The 16,985-nt window shown below is 66.4% G+C and carries 15 protein-coding genes and 3 tRNA genes; 10 read left to right on the top strand and 8 right to left on the bottom strand.

Annotated elements, in window-relative coordinates:
- Positions 1–92: 92 nt before the first annotated feature.
- Positions 93–2,558: a ribonuclease R gene (rnr, locus tag ACUTAG_RS24560; protein ID WP_026384162.1), complete on the bottom strand. Its 2,466-nt coding sequence runs from the start codon at positions 2,556–2,558 to the stop codon at positions 93–95.
- A gap of 196 nt (positions 2,559–2,754) precedes the next feature.
- On the opposite strand from rnr, the gene ACUTAG_RS24555 reads away from it, so the two are divergent.
- Positions 2,755–2,839 (top strand) — tRNA-Leu (locus ACUTAG_RS24555).
- A 283-nt stretch (positions 2,840–3,122) separates the two neighbouring features.
- Here the strand turns inward: ACUTAG_RS24555 and ACUTAG_RS24550 are convergent.
- Complete coding sequence (locus ACUTAG_RS24550; protein WP_054446162.1) at positions 3,123–3,734, bottom strand: tRNA-uridine aminocarboxypropyltransferase; 612 nt, start codon at positions 3,732–3,734, stop codon at positions 3,123–3,125.
- 192 nt (positions 3,735–3,926) lie between these two features.
- Between ACUTAG_RS24550 and ACUTAG_RS24545 the strand changes: the two genes are divergently transcribed.
- Positions 3,927–4,011 (top strand) — tRNA-Leu (locus ACUTAG_RS24545).
- Positions 4,012–4,146: 135 nt separating this feature from the next.
- On the opposite strand, the gene ACUTAG_RS24540 is transcribed toward ACUTAG_RS24545, so the two are convergent.
- Complete coding sequence (locus ACUTAG_RS24540; protein ID WP_020924438.1) at positions 4,147–4,590, bottom strand: GNAT family N-acetyltransferase; 444 nt, start codon at positions 4,588–4,590, stop codon at positions 4,147–4,149.
- A gap of 118 nt (positions 4,591–4,708) precedes the next feature.
- On the opposite strand from ACUTAG_RS24540, the gene ACUTAG_RS24535 reads away from it, so the two are divergent.
- The 4 genes from ACUTAG_RS24535 to ACUTAG_RS24520 all read left to right on the top strand — a co-directional run bounded on the left by ACUTAG_RS24535 (position 4,709) and on the right by ACUTAG_RS24520 (position 9,847).
- The gene (locus tag ACUTAG_RS24535) at positions 4,709–5,617 is read left to right on the top strand and encodes a DMT family transporter (RefSeq protein ID WP_026384164.1); all 909 of its coding nucleotides are present in this window, start codon (positions 4,709–4,711) and stop codon (positions 5,615–5,617) included.
- 31 nt (positions 5,618–5,648) lie between these two features.
- A complete protein-coding gene (locus tag ACUTAG_RS24530; RefSeq protein ID WP_020924440.1) occupies positions 5,649–6,593 on the top strand; it encodes an AEC family transporter in 945 nt (314 codons plus the stop codon).
- Positions 6,594–6,763: 170 nt separating this feature from the next.
- A complete protein-coding gene (locus ACUTAG_RS24525) occupies positions 6,764–7,987 on the top strand; it encodes a YeeE/YedE family protein (protein ID WP_058664069.1) in 1,224 nt (407 codons plus the stop codon).
- Between the two features lie 189 nt (positions 7,988–8,176).
- Positions 8,177–9,847 (top strand): FMN-binding glutamate synthase family protein, encoded by a 1,671-nt coding sequence (locus ACUTAG_RS24520; RefSeq protein WP_058664068.1) that lies wholly within the window; start codon positions 8,177–8,179, stop codon positions 9,845–9,847.
- Between the two features lie 31 nt (positions 9,848–9,878).
- Here the strand turns inward: ACUTAG_RS24520 and ACUTAG_RS24515 are convergent, their stop codons facing one another.
- Both ACUTAG_RS24515 and ACUTAG_RS24510 read right to left on the bottom strand, forming a co-directional pair.
- On the bottom strand, positions 9,879–11,258 hold the full coding sequence (locus tag ACUTAG_RS24515) for a phospholipase D-like domain-containing protein (protein WP_081322321.1): 1,380 nt from the start codon (positions 11,256–11,258) through the stop codon (positions 9,879–9,881).
- Positions 11,259–11,359: 101 nt separating this feature from the next.
- Positions 11,360–11,692, bottom strand: coding sequence for a DUF883 family protein (locus ACUTAG_RS24510; protein ID WP_058664066.1), 333 nt, complete (start codon positions 11,690–11,692; stop codon positions 11,360–11,362).
- A gap of 378 nt (positions 11,693–12,070) precedes the next feature.
- Between ACUTAG_RS24510 and egtD the strand changes: the two genes are divergently transcribed.
- From egtD to ACUTAG_RS24495, 3 genes are all read left to right on the top strand, one after another.
- Complete coding sequence (gene egtD / locus ACUTAG_RS24505; protein WP_047993540.1) at positions 12,071–13,048, top strand: L-histidine N(alpha)-methyltransferase; 978 nt, start codon at positions 12,071–12,073, stop codon at positions 13,046–13,048.
- A 37-nt stretch (positions 13,049–13,085) separates the two neighbouring features.
- The gene (gene egtB, locus ACUTAG_RS24500) at positions 13,086–14,402 is read left to right on the top strand and encodes an ergothioneine biosynthesis protein EgtB (protein ID WP_446650371.1); all 1,317 of its coding nucleotides are present in this window, start codon (positions 13,086–13,088) and stop codon (positions 14,400–14,402) included.
- 139 nt (positions 14,403–14,541) lie between these two features.
- Positions 14,542–14,618, top strand: a tRNA-Met gene (locus ACUTAG_RS24495).
- Positions 14,619–14,898: 280 nt separating this feature from the next.
- Here the strand turns inward: ACUTAG_RS24495 and ACUTAG_RS24490 are convergent.
- From ACUTAG_RS24490 to ACUTAG_RS24480, 3 genes are all read right to left on the bottom strand, one after another.
- Positions 14,899–15,810, bottom strand: a complete 912-nt coding sequence (locus ACUTAG_RS24490) for a hypothetical protein (protein WP_020924446.1) — start codon at positions 15,808–15,810, stop codon at positions 14,899–14,901.
- Positions 15,811–15,969: 159 nt separating this feature from the next.
- Positions 15,970–16,161: a hypothetical protein gene (locus ACUTAG_RS24485; RefSeq protein WP_006388491.1), complete on the bottom strand. Its 192-nt coding sequence runs from the start codon at positions 16,159–16,161 to the stop codon at positions 15,970–15,972.
- A gap of 129 nt (positions 16,162–16,290) precedes the next feature.
- The gene (locus ACUTAG_RS24480) at positions 16,291–16,545 is read right to left on the bottom strand and encodes a hypothetical protein (RefSeq protein ID WP_006388490.1); all 255 of its coding nucleotides are present in this window, start codon (positions 16,543–16,545) and stop codon (positions 16,291–16,293) included.
- A gap of 247 nt (positions 16,546–16,792) precedes the next feature.
- Between ACUTAG_RS24480 and ACUTAG_RS24475 the strand changes: the two genes are divergently transcribed.
- Positions 16,793–16,984 carry a hypothetical protein gene (locus ACUTAG_RS24475; RefSeq protein WP_006388489.1) on the top strand — a complete coding sequence of 64 codons (192 nt, stop codon included), beginning with the start codon at positions 16,793–16,795 and terminating at the stop codon, positions 16,982–16,984.
- Position 16,985: the final 1 nt, after the last annotated feature.

The following is a 16,985-nucleotide window of genomic DNA, read 5'->3' as shown; positions in this document are numbered from 1 at the left end:
CGGAGCGGGCCGCCGGACAGGCCGGCCATAGGCGCAATGTTACCCCTTATGGGGCGGCCGCCCGCCCGGGCCGAAACCCGGGCGGCGCCCTGTCAGTGGCGTTTGCGCGTGGCCTTCTTGGCAGGCGCGGCGCGCTGCTGGGCGACCTTGGACGGCTTGCCGGCCTTCTTGGCCTCGGCGCGCCGCTCCTTGGCGGTCTGGCCCTTGAGCGCGGCCGGCTTGGGCGCGGCCGCCTTCTTCACGCGGCGCGGACCCTCGTCGGGACCACGCGCGGACGCCTTGCGCAAGGCGTCGAAGCTGGTGCCCTGCACCAGGCGGAACTCGATGCGGCGCGCCTCCAGGTCCACGCGCGAGACCTGCACCTGGACCTTGTCGGTCAGGCGGTAGCGCATGCCGGTACGTTCGCCGCGCAGTTCATGCAGCGCATCGTTGAACTGGAAGTACTCGCCGCCCAGCTCGGACACGTGCACCAGCCCTTCGACGTGCAGCGTATCCAGCGTGACGAAGATGCCGAAGCTGGCCACGCCGGTGACGGTGCCGCTGAAGTCCTCGCCCACGCGCTCCTTGACGAACCAGCACTTGAGCCAGGCCTCGACGTCGCGCGAGGCCTCGTCGGCGCGGCGTTCGCTGGCCGACAGCACCAGGCCCATCTTTTCCCAGATGGCGTGCTCATGCTCGCGCTGGGTGCGGCCGATGACGACCGGCTGGTCGTCCAGGCTGGGCACGTAGCGCTGCCCCGCCAGCAGGGCCTTGATGACGCGGTGCGTCAGCAGGTCCGGATAGCGCCGGATGGGCGAGGTGAAGTGGCTGTAGCCGGGATACGACAGACCGAAGTGACCCAGGTTGTCCGGACTGTAGATGGCCTGCTGCATCGAGCGCAGGCACATGGTCTGGAGCAACTGGTAATCGGGACGACCGCGCACGGAATCGAGGAAATCGCCGTAGTCCTTGGCCGTGGGCGTATCGCCCCCGCCCAGCGACAGGCCCATGGTGCGCAGGAACTCGCGCAGCGATTGCAGGCGCTCGGGCGTCGGGCCTTCGTGGATGCGGTACAGGCCGGGATGCTTGCTGCGCGTCATGAAGTCGGCCGCGCAGGTATTGGCGGCCAGCATGCATTCCTCGATCAGCTTGTGGGCATCGTTGCGCACCGACGGCACGATCTGCTCGATGCGCCCCAGCTCATTGCAGACGATCTTGGTCTCGACCGTGTCGAAATCGATCGCGCCGCGCTTCTTGCGGCTCTGCGACAGCAGGTGGAACAGTTCATACAGGCTCTGCACCTGCGGCATGACGGCGCGCATGGCATGGGCCGCCGGGCCGCCGGGCTGCTGCAGCGCCGCCCAGATGTTGGTGTAGGTGGTGCGGGCATGCGAGTGCATCACCGCGTTGTAGAACTGGTAGGCGGTGACCGTGCCGGCCTTGGCGCCCGAGGCCGGAATCACCATGTCGCAGACCAGCACCAGGCGGTCGACGTCCGGATTCAGCGAGCACAGGCCATTGGACAGCGACTCGGGCAGCATCGGAATGACCCGGCGCGGGAAATACACGCTGGTGCCGCGCTCGAGCGCGTCGTCGTCCAGCGCGTCGCCGGGCCGCACGTAGTGGCTGACGTCGGCAATCGCCACCAGCAGGCGCCAGCCCGGCCGCTTGCGCTGGCCGGTGCCCAGCTCCACCGCCTCGCAGTAGACGGCATCGTCGAAATCGCGCGCATCTTCGCCGTCGATGGTGATGAGCGGCACGTCGCGCAGGTCGACGCGGTCTTTCAGGTCACTCTTGCGGACCACGTCCGGCAGGCGGGCGGCCTGCTTGCGCGCGGCCTCGGAGAATTCGACGGGCACGTCGAACTTGCGCACCGCGATCTCGATTTCCATGCCGGGATCGTCGATCTCGCCCAACACCTCGGACACTCGGCCCAGCGGCTGCGTGTGGCGGGTGGGCTGCTCCATGATCTCGACCGCCACCACCTGCCCATGCTGGGCGCCGTTGGTGTCGCTGGGCGGGATCAGGATGTCGTGCTTGATGCGCTGGTCTTCCGGCACCACGATGGACAGGCCGTGCTCGTGCAGGAAACGGCCCACCAGCTTGTTGGTGCGGCGCTCGATGACTTCGACGATGGTGCCTTCCGGCTTGCCGCGGTATTCGCCCGACGGCTTGACCAGCACGCGGTCGCCATGCAGCACCTTGAGCATTTCGCGCGGCGACAGGAACAGGTCCGGCCCGCCGTCATCGCGCAGCAGGAAGCCAAAACCGTCGCGGTGGCCCAGCACCTTGCCCGCCACGAAGTCCAGCTTGGTGGCCAGCAGCAGCACGCCCTTGCGATTGGGCATCAATTGGCCATCACGCTCCATCGCGCCCAGGCGGCGTTCGAATCCCACCATCGTCGCCGGACGCTCCACGCCCATGCGCTCGGCCAGCTCCACCGGAGACAGCGGCGCCCCCGCGGATCGCAGCGCCTTCAGAATGGCTTCACGGGACGGGACATCGGGATCGAAGTCTGGCGGCGCTTCCGGCAACGGAGTGGATCTGTTGTTCGATTCGTTATTCGATCGTTTTGCCAAAGCTAATTTTTCCGTATATAATGCGCAGCTTCTGTGGTTCGCCCAAGGCTGAACACTGAAGCAGAAATGGTCAGACGGATTGTAGAGTGATTTTGCAATTGCGCTTTGAATACATGCGCTTTAAATACATGAGAATAAAAACCTCATGCAATCGAAGTGGCAGCGTATCACAAAGTTCTGACTGGAATGTCTCAGTGCCCAGGTGGCGGAATTGGTAGACGCGCATGGTTCAGGTCCATGTGCCGCAAGGTGTGGAGGTTCGAGTCCTCTCCTGGGCACCACGGAATTTCAGCTGAGGCTGTTTGGGTTTGCGATGGAAAAAACATCGCCGTGAAATCAAACAGACAGCATTGGCAAAAAAGTTGAAAACCCCGGAAATCGTGAGATTTTCGGGGTTTTTGCTTTGAGCTGCGTGAATGGTCTGGCGTGAACTGCTTTGCACGGCACCAATTGCCCTGTGCCGACCCATCCGCGACCAGATTCAAAGGCCATCACAAGGATGGTGAAGCCCCCACCCCAACGTTAGCCCCCCCCCCGGGACAGTATTGCTCGATCGGACAACCTTCAGCGCCAAGGGACCTTGCGGTTCAGATGATGGCGCGCATACAGGTCCGCCCCCATCCCCGCGATCTGGCCATCGATCAAGGCCTCGAACGGCCGCAGCAGTTCATCGAAATTACGTGGCGCCTCCAGCGCATTGAGCGCGTGCGTCACCGCCTCGATGGTGGACAGCGCACCCGGAATGTCCGCGTGCCGCACCCGGTAGCGCGTCGCCAGGCCGGCCGGCAGCATCACGCGCGGCAACGCGGCCAGTTGCGGGTTGATGTGCAGCAGCTTGCGCGCATGAGTCCAGGTGCCATCGGGCACAATCAATTGCACCGGCCCGCCCGTCGCGGCGGCGCACCCCGGACTCAATACCTCCGCGCCCTCGCCGGGAAACAGCACGCAGGGTGCATACCCGGGCTCGGCCCACTGCTCATGCTGAAAGCGTTCGCCCACCAGGCGCCGCGCGCCATCCAGCCCCAACACCGCAAGCCGCGCCGTGTTCAGCGCATGGCGCGCCTCGCTCGGATGCTGCAACACCACCACACGGGTTCGCGGCAGCAGCGCCGGGATCAAGGCGCACAGGCAATGGGATTCGGGGCGCTTACAGCGCAGGCAAACAGGGCGTGACATGGGGCGACACTATAGCGAAGCCGGCCGCATCAAAAAAAAAGTGAAAAAAATGCTGCATGACTTGCACACTTCCAAAAAAGTATGCATAATCTCGTTCCTCTGCTGTTGAACACGAAACGAAACGCAGCCGGTAGCAAGAAGTCGAAAGACGGAATGCAAACTGGAAAGCGACGCGGAAGGTAAGACATCAGCGCCCAGGTGGCGGAATTGGTAGACGCGCATGGTTCAGGTCCATGTGCCGCAAGGTGTGGAGGTTCGAGTCCTCTCCTGGGCACCAATTATTACATCACGAGGTACCTGTCGTGATGCGCCAAGAAAAACCCCGTTCGCGAAAGCGTCCGGGGTTTTGTCTTTGGCGGCCCGAATGATCGGGCCAGCCTAGACAGCCGGCCGATCGTTCGCTCGCAAGCGCCTAGGCCAGCACCCGCGTCATGACGACGTGCGCGATGCCGGCTTCCATGAACTCCTCGCCTTCCACCTGGAAACCGTGGGCCTCGTAGAAGCCCTTGGCGTGGGTCTGCGCGTGCAGCACCAGCATGCGGTGGCCATCGCCATGGCCCTGCCCGATCAGGGCGTCGAGCAACTGGCCGCCCACGCCCAGGCCGCGCGCGCGCTTGTGCACGGCCATGCGGCCGATGTGGCCGTCGGGCAGCAGACGGCCGGTGCCGAGCGGCGTGCCGTCGGCGGCATAGGCCACGGCGTGCACCGAGACCGCATCGTCGTCATCCATCTCGACTTCGGGCGGCACGTTCTGCTCGACCACGAACACGTCGTAGCGCACCGACGACGCGTCGTCGCGCAGGCGATCCCAGGTTCCCAGGGTGATACGTACCGTCGGCTTTTGTTGGTTGGCCATTTTTTTCCCTCGCGCCACTGCTGAATATGAATCCACTGTCGACATTTTCGCAGGGATGGCGCATCGGCGAAACAGGCGTACCATCGCGGCTGGCCCATTCCCGCAGCTGATCGCCATCATGCCGCAAGCCGCAACGCCCGCCTGGTTGAAATTCGCGCCCGCGCTTTTCCTGCTGCTGTGGTCCAGCGGCTTTGTCGTGCTGAAAGTGGGCCTGGCCTATGCCGATCCCATGACCTTTCTGGCATTGCGCTATGCCTGTGTGGTGGCGCTGCTGGCGCCGTTCCTGCTGGCGTTGCGCCCGCCGCTGCCGCAAGGCGCCAGCGCGTGGGGCCACCTGGCCATGGTCGGCCTGCTGCTGCAGGCGGGCTATTTCTGTTTCACCTATCTGTCGCTCAAGCAGGGCATGTCCGCCGGCGGGCTGGCGTTGATCACGTCGCTGCAGCCCATCCTGATCGGACTGCTGGCGCCGGTGATCGCCCACGAACGCGTCGACGCGCGGCGCTGGGCCGGGCTGGGACTGGGCGTTTCCGGCGCGGCGCTGGTCATCGTCGCCAAGGCCTCGGTCGACCTGGCCTCGCCGCTCGGGCTGGTGTTCGCCGTGGCCGCCCTGCTCTGCATCACCAGCGGCACGCTGTATGAAAAGCGCTTCGGTGTGCAGACCCACCCCGTCACGTCCAACACAGTGCAATACGCCGTGGGGCTGGCGGTCACGGCGCCGCTGGCATTCTGGCTGGAACCGATGCACATCGACTGGACCGGGCCGTTGCTGGGCTCGCTGGCCTACCTGGTGGTGGGCAATTCGCTGGTCGCGATCTCCCTGTTGCTGGCCATGCTGCGCCATGGCGAGGCGTCGCGCGTATCGGCGCTGTTCTTCCTGGTGCCGCCATCGACCGCGGTCATCGCGCTGCTGGTGCTGGACGAGCCGATCCCGCCGCTGGCCTGGCCCGGCATGGCCCTGGCCGCGCTCGGCATCCTGCTGGTGACCCGTTCGGCGCGCACGCCCGCGCCGGCGCGGCAAGTAGAATGAGCGCCCTTTCGCGCCCATTTCCGTCGCCGCCATGAATGCCGTCATCACCGCCGCCCTGCCGGTCTTCGCGCTGATCCTGACCGGATGGCTGGCGGCGCGCTGGCGCATCCTGGGGCCGGCCGCCACCGACGCCCTGAACCGCTACGTGGTCTACCTGTCGCTGCCGGCGCTGCTGTTTCGCGCCATGACCCAGGTGGATCTGGCGCACATGGCGCACTGGGGCTTTGTCGGCGCGTTCGCCGGCGGCATTGCGGTCACTTTCGCGCTGTCGTTCCTGCCGCGCAAACGCGGCCCGCGCGGCCTGACCGACCGCAGCATCGAAGGACTGGCGGCGGCCTACGCCAATGCCGGTTATATGGGCATCCCGCTATGCCTAGCGCTGTTTGGCGCCGAAAGCCTGGCGCCGGCGGCCTTCACCACATTGATGACGGCCAGCGTGCTGTTCGGTTTCGCCATCGCCCTGATCGAATTCGACCGCCAGCAGGCGCCCGGCCTGGGCGCCACGCTGGTGAAGGTCGGCCGCGCGCTCATGCGCAATCCGCTGCTGGCCGCGCCGGTGCTGGGCCTGGCGTGGGCCGGCACCGGGCTGGCGCTGCCCGAGGGGCTGGATCGCTACGTGTCGCTGCTGGGCGCATCCGCCAGCCCATGCGCGCTGGTCACCATCGGCCTGTTCCTGGCGCAGACCGAATCGGCCAGCTCCGGTCCCGGCGTGCTGCGGCTGGTGGCCGGCAAACTGCTGCTGCAGCCGGCCGTGACCGCGCTGCTCGCGTTCCAGGTGTTTTCCATGCCGCCGCTGTGGGCCTGGACGGCGGTGCTGATGAGCGCCTTGCCGATCGGCACCGGCCCCTTCATGCTGGCGCAGATGTATGGCCGCGACGCGCGCGTGACGTCCCGCGCCATCCTGGTGTCGACCGTGCTGTCGGTCGTGACCGTGAGCCTGCTGGTGGCGTGGATCAGTGCCAACCCGATCATGTGATCGGCCGGCGCAGGCCAAAATATAACCATTGGTTATTAAGAAAGTGCAAATTGATGCTTTGAGAAATGTTTGACGCGCTTTAGACTGGACACCACGATGACGGGTGCGGCGACGCGCCCGTTTGCTTTTCCTTCGCCGGATTTCACCTTACCGATCCCCCGGACTCGACCATGAGCACCAACGCCTCCACCCTGCCCCTGCCCTCGGCGCTGCCGCCGATCCAGATCAACCGCAAGCCGCTCTGGATCGCGCTGCTGTTGGTGCTGGCAGGCGCCCTGTACCTGAACCAGACCGTGAGCTGGCGCCAGGGCGCGCTGTGGATCGTCGGCGCGCTGCTGGGCGTGGCGCTGTACCACGCGTCGTTCGGCTTCACCCAGGCCTGGCGCGTGTTCGTGTCGGACCGCCGCGGCGCCGGGTTGCGCGCGCAGATGTTCATGCTGGCCCTCGGCGTATTGCTGTTCTTCCCATTCCTGGCGCAAGGTTCGCTGTTCGGCCAGCCGGTCAACGGCCTGGTCTCGCCCCCGGGCGTATCGGTGCTGCTGGGCGCGTTCCTGTTCGGCATCGGCATGCAGCTGGGCGGCGGTTGCGCCTCGGGCACGCTGTTCGCGGTGGGCGGCGGCAATACCCGCATGCTGGTCACGCTGCTGTTCTTCATCGTCGGTTCGGTCATCGCCACCGCCCACTTCGGCTGGTGGTCGACCCTGCCCGCGCTGGCGCCCACCTCGCTCATCAAGACCTGGGGCCTGGCGCCCGCCATCATCGCCAACCTGGCGGTGTTCGCGCTGATCGCCTGGGTCGCCACCAAGCTGGAAAAACGCCGTCACGGCCATGTGATCTCGTTCGCCTCGCGCACCGCGCGCCCGACGTCGCTGTTGCAGGGGCCCTGGCCGCTGATCTGGGGCGGCGTGGCGCTGGTGGCGCTGAACTTCGCCACGCTGGCGCTGGCCGGCCGCCCCTGGGGCATCACCTCGGCGTTCGCGCTGTGGGGCGCCAAGGCACTGGACGCGATGGGCGGCGACGTGGCCACCTGGGCCTACTGGAGCAAGCAGGCCGCGCTGGGCGCGCCGCTGCGCCAGGACGTGACCACGGTGATGGACATCGGCCTGATGCTGGGCGCGCTGGCCGCGGCCAGCGCCGCCGGCAAGTTCGCGCCGGTCTGGAAGGTGCCCGCGCGCTCGCTGGCCGGCGCCGTCATCGGCGGCCTGCTGCTGGGCTACGGCGCGCGCCTGGCTTTCGGCTGCAACATCGGCGCCTACTTCAGCGGCATTCTGTCGGGCAGCCTGCACGCCTGGCTGTGGCTGCCGGCGGCATTTGCCGGCAGCGCCCTGGGCGTGCGCCTGCGCCCGCTGTTCGGTCTGGCGGTCGAAAAGACGCCCGCGGCATCCAGCTGCTGAGAAACACTGTTCCAGCAACGGCCCCCTGACCAGGGGGCTTTTTTACGTCCGCGGCCCGCAGAGCCAGCACTGGCGCCGTTTCCACGTCCCCACGCCGGCCCGTGGCGGCTGCCGGGCCGCACGACCCGTTTACCGGTTTTACAGCCGCCCTGGTGTATGGTTGCTGCATTCCGCAATACGGAGATGGACATGCAATGGATTGCCGGCCGCTACACGGCCTTTATCTTGACCCTGGTGGCCGCGGCCGCGACCACCATCCTGGTGTTCACGGATTCGTACTGGTGGCTGTGGGCCGCCGTGCCGCTGGTGCTGTTGAGCCTGCTGGGCGTGTACGACCTGATCCAGACGCGCCACGCCATCCGCCGCAACTATCCGGTGCTGGGCAACCTGCGCTTCCTGTTCGAATTCATCCGCCCCGAGATCCGCCAGTACTTCCTGGAAGACGACACCCAGGCCTCGCCGTTCTCGCGCGCGCAGCGCTCCATCGTGTACCAGCGCGCCAAGCGCGAGATCGACAAGCGCCCCTTCGGCACCCAGGAAGACGTCTACGGCGATCGCTACGAGTGGATCAACCATTCCATGTCGCCCACCCATATCGGCGACACCGATTTCCGCGTGACCGTGGGCGGCCCGGACTGCACCCAACCGTACGCGATGTCCGCCTTCAACGTGTCGGCCATGAGCTTTGGCGCCCTGTCGGCCAACGCGGTGCTGGCGCTGAACGAAGGCGCGCGGCAAGGCAACTTTGCGCATGACACGGGCGAAGGCGGCATCAGCCGCTATCATCGCCAGCCGGGCGGCAGCCTGGTGTGGAACATCGGCTCGGGCTACTTCGGCTGCCGCGACGAACACGGCGCCTTTTCCGAGGAAGCCTTCGTCAAGAACGCCTGTACGCCACAGGTGAAGATGATCGAGATCAAGCTGTCGCAGGGCGCCAAGCCGGGCCACGGCGGCATCCTGCCGGCCGGCAAGGTCACGCCCGAGATCGCCGAGGCGCGCGGCGTGGCTCCCTGGCAGGACTGCAACTCGCCGGCCAGCCATTCGGCCTTCGATACACCCATCGGCCTGATGAAGTTCGTCGCCCGCCTGCGCGAGCTGTCCGGCGGCAAACCGGTGGGCTTCAAGTTCTGCGTCGGCCACCCGTGGGAATGGTTCGCGATCGTTAAGGCCATGCTGGAAACCGGCATCACGCCGGACTTCATCGTGGTCGATGGCGCCGAAGGCGGCACCGGCGCCGCGCCGGTTGAGTTCGTCGACCATGTCGGCACCCCGCTGCGCGAAGCGCTGCGCCTGGTGCACAACACCCTCATCGGCGTGAACCTGCGCGAGCGCATCAAGCTGGGCGCCTCGGGCAAGATCATCACCGCGTTCGACATGGCCCGCGTCATGGCCATGGGCGCGGACTGGTGCAACGCCGCGCGCGGCTTCATGTTCGCCATTGGCTGCATCCAGGCCCAGGCCTGCCACACCGGCAAGTGCCCCACCGGCGTCACCACCCAGGATCCGCTGCGCCAGCGCGCCCTGGTGGTGCCGGACAAGGCCGAGCGCGTCGCCAACTTCCACAAGAACACACTGCACGCGTTGGCCGAACTGCTGGCCGCCGCCGGCCTGACCCATCCCGGCCAATTGCGCCCGCACCACATCGCCCGCCGAATTTCGTCCAGCGAGATCCGGCTGCTGTCGGCGCTGTTCCCCGAACTGGCACCCGGCGAACTGCTGCGCGGCGAGTTCCGCCACCAGGTGTTCCGTACCGGCTGGTCGATGGCGCGCGCCGATTCGTTCCAGCCGACCCACGACATCAGCACCGCGCTGGCGCAGGAACACGCCATGGCGCATCCGCCCCATCCCGCGCCGGCCTGAATCGCGCGCAACGCCGCACGGCGCGGCGGCGCTAGAGCCAGCGCTCGAACATCCGTGAAAAGAATTCCATGAAGCGGTCATCCACGCCCCGGGCCCGCCAGGCCTCGGGCGTGATGCGCACCGACTCGGCAACATCGCGCTGGAACAGGGCCTCCATCTCGGCGGCAAACTCCGGCCCCAGCACCACCGCGTTGACCTCGTAGTTCAAGGCGAAGCTGCGCCAGTCCATGTTGCTCGACCCGACCGTGGACCAGACACCGTCAACCACCGCGGTCTTGGCGTGCAGCAACGCGTCGCGCCGCTCGTAGAGCTTCACGCCAGCATCCAACAGTTTGCCGTAATGCGAGCGGCCGGCGTTGAACACCAGCGAGGAGTCGCTGAAGCCAGGCAGCACCAGCACCACGTCCACGCCGCGTTGCGCGGCCGCGGCCAGCGCGTCGACAAAGGCCGGGTCCGGCACGAAGTACGCCATGGTGATGTGAATGGATTGCTGCGCGCTCTCGAATGCGGACATCAACGTCAGATAGACGGTGTAGCCATCGCTGCGATCGGGCTGGTTGGCCAGGATCCGCACCCGCGTCGATCCCGACGGCGGCGCGATCGCCTCGCCGCCGCCCCGCAGCGGTTCCTTGGCCTGTGATTGCCAGCCGTCGCGGATCACGGCTTCCAATTGCGCCACGGCCGGCCCCTCGATACGCAGGTGCGTATCGCGCCAGGGCGCGGCACGGGCGTCGGTGCGCTGGGCATCGGCGCCACTGCCCACGCCCCCGGAGCCGCCACTCCCGCTGGCCGGCGAAGATGCGTACACGTCGCTGACGTTGATCCCTCCGAGATAACCCACCTTGCCATCGACCACCAGGATCTTGCGATGATTGCGCTGGTTCGGAGACCAGCCGGCCCGGCTGCCGTTGACGGGGCTCACCGGATTGAACACCGCGACCTGCACGCCCGCGTCGCGCAGGCGCTGGAACAAGGCGTCCGGCGTCTTGATGGTGCCCACGGCATCCACCATCAGCGCCACGTCGGCGCCGCGGTTGCGCGCCGCGATCAGGGCGTCGGCGAAGCGCGCGCCTTGCGCGTCGTCGTCGAAGATATACGTCTCCATGTGCACATAATGTCGCGCCTGCGCGATCGAGCGCAGCATGGCCTGGTAAGTGCCGGGGCCATCGGCCAACAGGCGCACGCGATTGCCGGCCGTCAGGGGCGCGCCGCTGACGGCCTCTTCGACCGCGAGGTGCCGGGCCAGGAAATCACGGCTGGCATTGCGCGGATCCGCCGCGATGGCCTGGCCGCGGCGATAGCTATCCTGCGCCGCGTCGGTGGACAGGCCCGCTTGCGCCTTGCGCGCCGCGCGTTCCTGGGCGTCGGGCACGCTGGCGCAGGCGGCCAGCAGCGCGGCGCAACATGCCAACGCCCACGCTCGCACCCACCGGCGCCATCCGCGCGCCGGGGCTGCGGCCGGCGCGGACCTGCCCGGCGGCGGGGCCGCAGGCGACCTCATGGGATTGCGGCTCAGCGCCGGTTGGCCAGCAGGCAGCAACCCAACAGCACGCCCACCAGCGTCGCCACGCCGACCGACTTCCATGCATTTTCGTGCACGTATTCATCGGCGTAGGCCTTGGCCCGGCGCGCCCGCTCCCGGGCAGCGCCTTCCCAATTGCCAGCGGATTCACGCGCCTCGGCCAGTTGACGCTTCAGGCGCGTGCGCGCCGCTTCGATTTCGGAGCCGGTATACGAGGCCGTGGAACGCAACAGGTCTTCGGTGCCGGCAAGCAGTTCGTGCAGGCTGTCGCTCACGCGGTCGCGGTGCAGGGCCATTTCGGCGCGTTGGTTCTTTCGATTCATAGTCGCTCCTTATTGCTTGTCGATCGTTGAGCTTCCCGGCTGGCCGCCTGCCCGGCATGGAGCCGGACCAGGTTGGGCATGCTGCTGCGCCGGGCCATGGAACCATTGTGGCCATTCCCGCCGCGCTGCGCCCGAGCTTTCGCAACCAGCCGTTAACCGATATTTCAGTGGCGCGGCGCTTGCTGAGGAGCTTGCGCCTGGAGGAAACCGTACGCAACGCCATTGGCCGCCGGCCGGCATGGCAGCCCTCCGGGTGCGCGCCCAATTTCGTAAAAGTCCATTGCATTTCAGGGGCTTAGACTTGACACCAGAACCCCTCTGGCGGCCACAATAAGCCTTTGCAATGCGCTTCACCCGCCTCAAAAAGGAACTGAACGCATGGTCTCTCCTTCCGCACTTCTTGCCGACGCCGCGCCGCGATTCCTGGCGCCGCAACCGCAACCCGCCGGCGCCGAGCAGCGCGAACTGCACGCGGGATTGCGCGATCGCCCCGCCCATATCGACCCCAAGTTCCTCTACGATGCGCTCGGCTCGTCGTTGTTCACCGCCATCACGCAGTTGCCGGAGTACTACCCGACCCGCTGCGAAGCCGAGATCTTCGAACGCCATGGCGCGGACATCGCCCGCCACATCGGCCCGGTCCAGGCCATGATCGACCTGGGCGCGGGCGACTGTGCCAAGGCGGAGCGCCTGTTTGCCAGCCTGCGCCCCCGACACTACGTCCCGATCGACATTTCCGCCGACTACCTGCAATCGGCGGTGCGCCGGCTGCGGCTGTCGTATCCCGAATTGCGCATCACGCCGATCGGCCTGGACTTCTCCCAGGCACTGGCGCTGCCGGCCGATATCGCCATCGAGCAGCGCCTGTTCTTCTATCCCGGCTCCAGCATCGGCAATCTCGACCCGGAGGCGGCGCTCGCCATGCTGCGACGGATCCATGGCCAATGCGCCGGCGGCGGACTGCTGGTGGGTGTCGATCGCGTCAAGCCCAGGCAGGTCCTGGAACCGGCCTACGACGACGCCCTGCACCTGACCGCGGCCTTCAACCTGAATCTGCTGCGCCACGTCAATAGCGTGCTGGGCGCGGATTTCGATGTCGATGACTGGCGCCACGTGGCGCTGTTCAACAGCGACCGTTCGCGCATCGAAATGCACCTGGAGGCGCGTCGGGCAACCACCGTCAGCTGGCCCGGCGGCGAGCGTCACTTCGTCGCGGGCGAGCGCATCCACACAGAGAACTCCTACAAGTTCAGCCCACCGGCATTCACCCGCCTGCTGCAGGACGCGGGCTATCACAGCATCGAGCACTGGTCGGACGCCCGCGGCTGGTTTTCGGTTTTCAGCGCCCGCGCCTGATGCGGCGCCCCGCCAAACCCGCCACTGGAGGATCGCCATGGAACCCGCCTGCCTGCTGACCCATCCCGCCAACGGCCCCTACGCCGCCGGCCAGGCCGGCCAGCACGACCGGTACGACGCCGTGCGCGCCACCACCACGGCGCTGGCCGCGCCGCTCAGCCCGGAAGACTGCCAGGTGCAATCCATGCCCGACTGCAGCCCGGTCAAGTGGCACCTGGCGCATACCACCTGGTTCTTCGAAACCTTCCTGCTGACCCATTTCCATCCGCCGACCGCGGTCTTCCATCCCCAGTACCGGATGCTGTTCAACTCCTATTACAACGCCATCGGCGCCAAGCATCCGCATCCCCAGCGCGGCCTGCTGTCACGGCCGCCGTTGGCGGACGTGATACGGTATCGCCAGCATGTGGACGAGGCCATGCATGCGTTGATATCGCGGCTCGGCGGCAACGACCCGGCGTTCGACGCGTTGCTCGAGCTGGGCTTGAACCACGAGCAGCAGCACCAGGAACTGATCCTGACGGATCTGAAGCACATGCTTTCCGCCAATCCGCTCAAGCCTGCCTACGTGGCCGGCGGATCGCCGACGCTGCCGCCGGGCACGCCGGCCGGCTGGACCCGATACAACGGCGGCGTGGTCCGCATCGGCCATGATGGACGCGGCTTCGGCTTCGACAACGAAGGCCCCGCGCACGAGGTGCTGCTGACGCCGTTTCATCTGGCCGACCGGCTCGTGACCCAGCACGAGTACCTGGCCTTCATTCGCGACGGCGGCTACAAGCGCCCGGAGCTGTGGCTGTCGCTGGGCTGGGAACGTGTCTGTGCCGAAGGATGGCGCGCGCCGCTGTATTGGGAAGGCCAGCGCGACGACTGGCGCATCTTTACCTTGCGTGGCCTGCAGGAGCTGGAGCTGCAGGCGCCGGTCACCCACATCAGCTATTTCGAAGCCGATGCCTACGCCCGCTGGGCCCGGGTACGCCTGCCGCGTGAAGCGGAATGGGAGCATGCGGCGCGCCAACTGCCCGACGAGGCCTGGTCGGCCCGCGCCAACCTGCTGGAGAACGGCCACCTGGATCCGCGGCCGGCCCCCGCGCGGCTCGGCGCCAGCGGACCGGTCCAGTTGTTCGGCGATGCCTGGGAATGGACCGCCAGCGCCTATGATGCCTACCCCGGTTTCAAGCCCGATAGCGGAGCGGTGGGGGAATACAACGGCAAATTCATGTGCAATCAGTACGTGTTGCGCGGCGGCTCCTGCGCCACGCCGCGCGGCCATATCCGTCCCAGCTACCGCAATTTCTTCCCGTCCGAGGCGCGCTGGCAGTTCTCGGGGATCCGGCTGGCACGCGATGCCTGAGTCGCGGCCGGGCGGATGTAGAAAAAAATCTCCGCCTGGTTGCATTCCCAAAAAATTCCGTGCTAGAATTTTGTTCTTCGTTGCTTGGCTCTCTTTCAACAGCGGGTCAGCAGCAATGAAGATGTAGCAATAAAGACGTGGCGCATTAGCTCAGCCGGTTAGAGCGACGGAATCATAATCCGCAGGTCCCCTGTTCGAATCAGGGATGCGCCACCAAAGAATTCAAAGCAAGGCCCGCAAGCAATTGCGGGCCTTTTTGTTTTTGTGTTTGGGGGAGGTGTTTTGGGGAGGTGTTTTGGTTTTGGCCGACGGACCTTGATCAACCCGCTTTGATCAACCCTTCCTGGCCAACCAATGTTGGCAGTCCCGGATCTTGGCAGCCCCGAATCTTGGCAGCCCCGAATCTTGGCAGCCCCGAATCTTGGTAGCCCGAATCTTGGCAGCCCGAATCTTGGCAGCCCAAATCTTGGCAGCCCCAAATCCTGACTACCCCCAGCTACAGTTTGACCAGCATATCGCGGCGGCGTCCGCCCCAGGTGGCGCACAGGCTCGCGACGAACGCACCGATCAACATCGAAGCGAAACCCCACAACGCGAACGCCGCAGCCGCCTTGCGCGCCTGGTCGGCCGCCTCGCGGGCTTTCTGCTTGGCGTCATCGGCGGCTTTCCTGGCGTTCTGGATGGTCTGCTCCACGCGTTGCTGCGCCGCCGCGGGATCGATCTGCGCTTGCGCCGCGATCACCTTGGACACGTAGTCGCGATCCGCGGCCGTCATCTCGCCACGCGCCAGGCTCATGGCCACGATACGGCCCACTTCGGCCCTGGCCGCGGCGCGGTCGCCAGTGGCGTCGGGACGTTCGGAACGCAGCAGCACGTCGGTGAAATAATCGCCGGCCCGGTCCATGCCGCCCGCGCCGGCACCCGCGGCCGCGGTCGCGGTGATGGCGGTGCCCGCCCCGGCGGCCGCCGAGGCGCCGGCCTTGGCCGCGCCCGAGGCCAACGTGGCGACGGCGGAGCCCAGCAGCGCCGCGCTGACCACGGCGCTCAATGCCCAGGTCAGAAAGCCATGCGCGGTATCGCGGAAGTAGATCTCGTCGCCGTGCACGTCGGCCCACTTGGTGCGCAGCCGGCCGGCGACGTAGCCGCCCACGCCATAGGCCACGATCTGGGTGAACAGCATCCAGGCGATCACGCCTATGCCCACCGCCGGCGCGGACATGCCTTCGCCGCTCCAGGGTGAAACAGACAGAAAGCCCAGCCCGGTGCCGCCAGCGAACAACGCCAGCGACAAGGCGGCGGCGATCACGGCGCCGGCGAAGACCGCCGCCCACGACACGGCGGATATTGCCGATTCGCGCGCATGCATGATGCCCTCGTAGGGGCGGTTGGCCGTATTTGCATTTTCCATGGTTGTTCCTTGTTCATAGTGCGCGGCGCGGCGCGGAGTCGAAGCGGCGATCAGTGCCAGAACAGCGCCAGCAGGATGATGATGGGAATGGGCACCCCCAGCAGCCATAGCAGGATGGAACGCATGCAGACCTCCTTGAAATGAATGGAATCCCGGCGCTCAGGCCAGGTCGATCGTGCCGGGCGCGCGCGGATCGGGCGCGGGCGGCGTTATGCCGGGCGCGCCGGGATCATCGGGCGCGTGATTCGGATCCGGTCGCGGATCCTCCGGCGAGGGATCGCCGGGCAATGGCGGGTCATCGGGTGGAACGTCGTCGGGCGCGCCCGGTGGACGGTGAAGAGATGGGGACATGGCAGTTCTCCTCGACGGCGCCAAGCGCGCCAGCCGATCCGCCAGCAAGCGCCATGCCCGTCCGGCGGACGCAAAAAAACCCTCGAACGAGGGTTTTGCGTGGGAGAGCTGCCGGCAGTGCCTCGGAGATCAACCCCGGCCAGTCTTGCCGCCGCCGGGCGCTTCCATGCCGTCAGAGGCGTCCCGCCCGAGGAATTCCACCACGGCTGCCTTGCCGGCGGCGGAGGCCTCATCCTGGCTGGCATAACGCCGCTCGGAATAATTGGTGCTGCGCACATTGCCGGTTTCCGGTTCCAGCAGCGTGATGATCCAGGCGAATTCACCCGGCATCAATTGCCTGACCTGCAAGGTGGCACGCGTGCCCGGGCGCAGTCGTTGCGGCATCTGGCGATCTCGAAGAGGACTCAAGGCCTTCATCGTAGCGCAAAGCGCGGGCGCCTCGAGCGCCGAAAAATGCTGCAATGCACACCGTTTCAATGCTGCAACCTGCGCGGCGAAAACGCCACATCATTGGCCGGAACCTGGAAAACCCTAGCGCCATCCCCTCGAAACCAGGCGCACAATCAGATCAAACGTACTAGACCGCGATAGCGGCGCCGCATCCCTTTAATCAGGCGAAGACGGAGACAACATGACTTACGTAGCAGTGGTTATCAGCTGTCTGATGGTTGTGGGTATCGTCGCGTTGGTGATTCAGACGATTCAAAGCGCGGGGTCCGAACCCTGGCTGAAGATATCGGCGGCGATTGTCAGTTCCCTGTTCGCTTCCCTTTTGCTCATTCCGCTCGGTTACGCGGTGGCGCAAACCATGGTTCTGGATTGAA

Source organism: Achromobacter sp. CSND-B12 (assembly GCF_052906545.1).
This window is presented reverse-complemented; position numbering and strand designations above follow the sequence as displayed.

What these genes read in the sequence shown, in the direction of transcription:
- ACUTAG_RS24525 (WP_058664069.1), top strand. Translation starts at nt 6,764, where the DNA reads ATGAGCACCAACGCCTCCACCCTGCCCCTGCCCTCGGCGCTGCCGCCG.
- ACUTAG_RS24550 (WP_054446162.1), bottom strand. Translation starts at nt 3,734, where the DNA reads ATGTCACGCCCTGTTTGCCTGCGCTGTAAGCGCCCCGAATCCCATTGC.
- egtD (WP_047993540.1), top strand. Translation starts at nt 12,071, where the DNA reads ATGGTCTCTCCTTCCGCACTTCTTGCCGACGCCGCGCCGCGATTCCTG.
- ACUTAG_RS24520 (WP_058664068.1), top strand. Translation starts at nt 8,177, where the DNA reads ATGCAATGGATTGCCGGCCGCTACACGGCCTTTATCTTGACCCTGGTG.
- egtB (WP_446650371.1), top strand. Translation starts at nt 13,086, where the DNA reads ATGGAACCCGCCTGCCTGCTGACCCATCCCGCCAACGGCCCCTACGCC.
- ACUTAG_RS24475 (WP_006388489.1), top strand. Translation starts at nt 16,793, where the DNA reads ATGACTTACGTAGCAGTGGTTATCAGCTGTCTGATGGTTGTGGGTATC.
- ACUTAG_RS24540 (WP_020924438.1), bottom strand. Translation starts at nt 4,590, where the DNA reads ATGGCCAACCAACAAAAGCCGACGGTACGTATCACCCTGGGAACCTGG.
- ACUTAG_RS24535 (WP_026384164.1), top strand. Translation starts at nt 4,709, where the DNA reads ATGCCGCAAGCCGCAACGCCCGCCTGGTTGAAATTCGCGCCCGCGCTT.
- ACUTAG_RS24485 (WP_006388491.1), bottom strand. Translation starts at nt 16,161, where the DNA reads ATGTCCCCATCTCTTCACCGTCCACCGGGCGCGCCCGACGACGTTCCA.
- ACUTAG_RS24510 (WP_058664066.1), bottom strand. Translation starts at nt 11,692, where the DNA reads ATGAATCGAAAGAACCAACGCGCCGAAATGGCCCTGCACCGCGACCGC.
- ACUTAG_RS24480 (WP_006388490.1), bottom strand. Translation starts at nt 16,545, where the DNA reads ATGCCGCAACGACTGCGCCCGGGCACGCGTGCCACCTTGCAGGTCAGG.
- ACUTAG_RS24490 (WP_020924446.1), bottom strand. Translation starts at nt 15,810, where the DNA reads ATGGAAAATGCAAATACGGCCAACCGCCCCTACGAGGGCATCATGCAT.
- ACUTAG_RS24530 (WP_020924440.1), top strand. Translation starts at nt 5,649, where the DNA reads ATGAATGCCGTCATCACCGCCGCCCTGCCGGTCTTCGCGCTGATCCTG.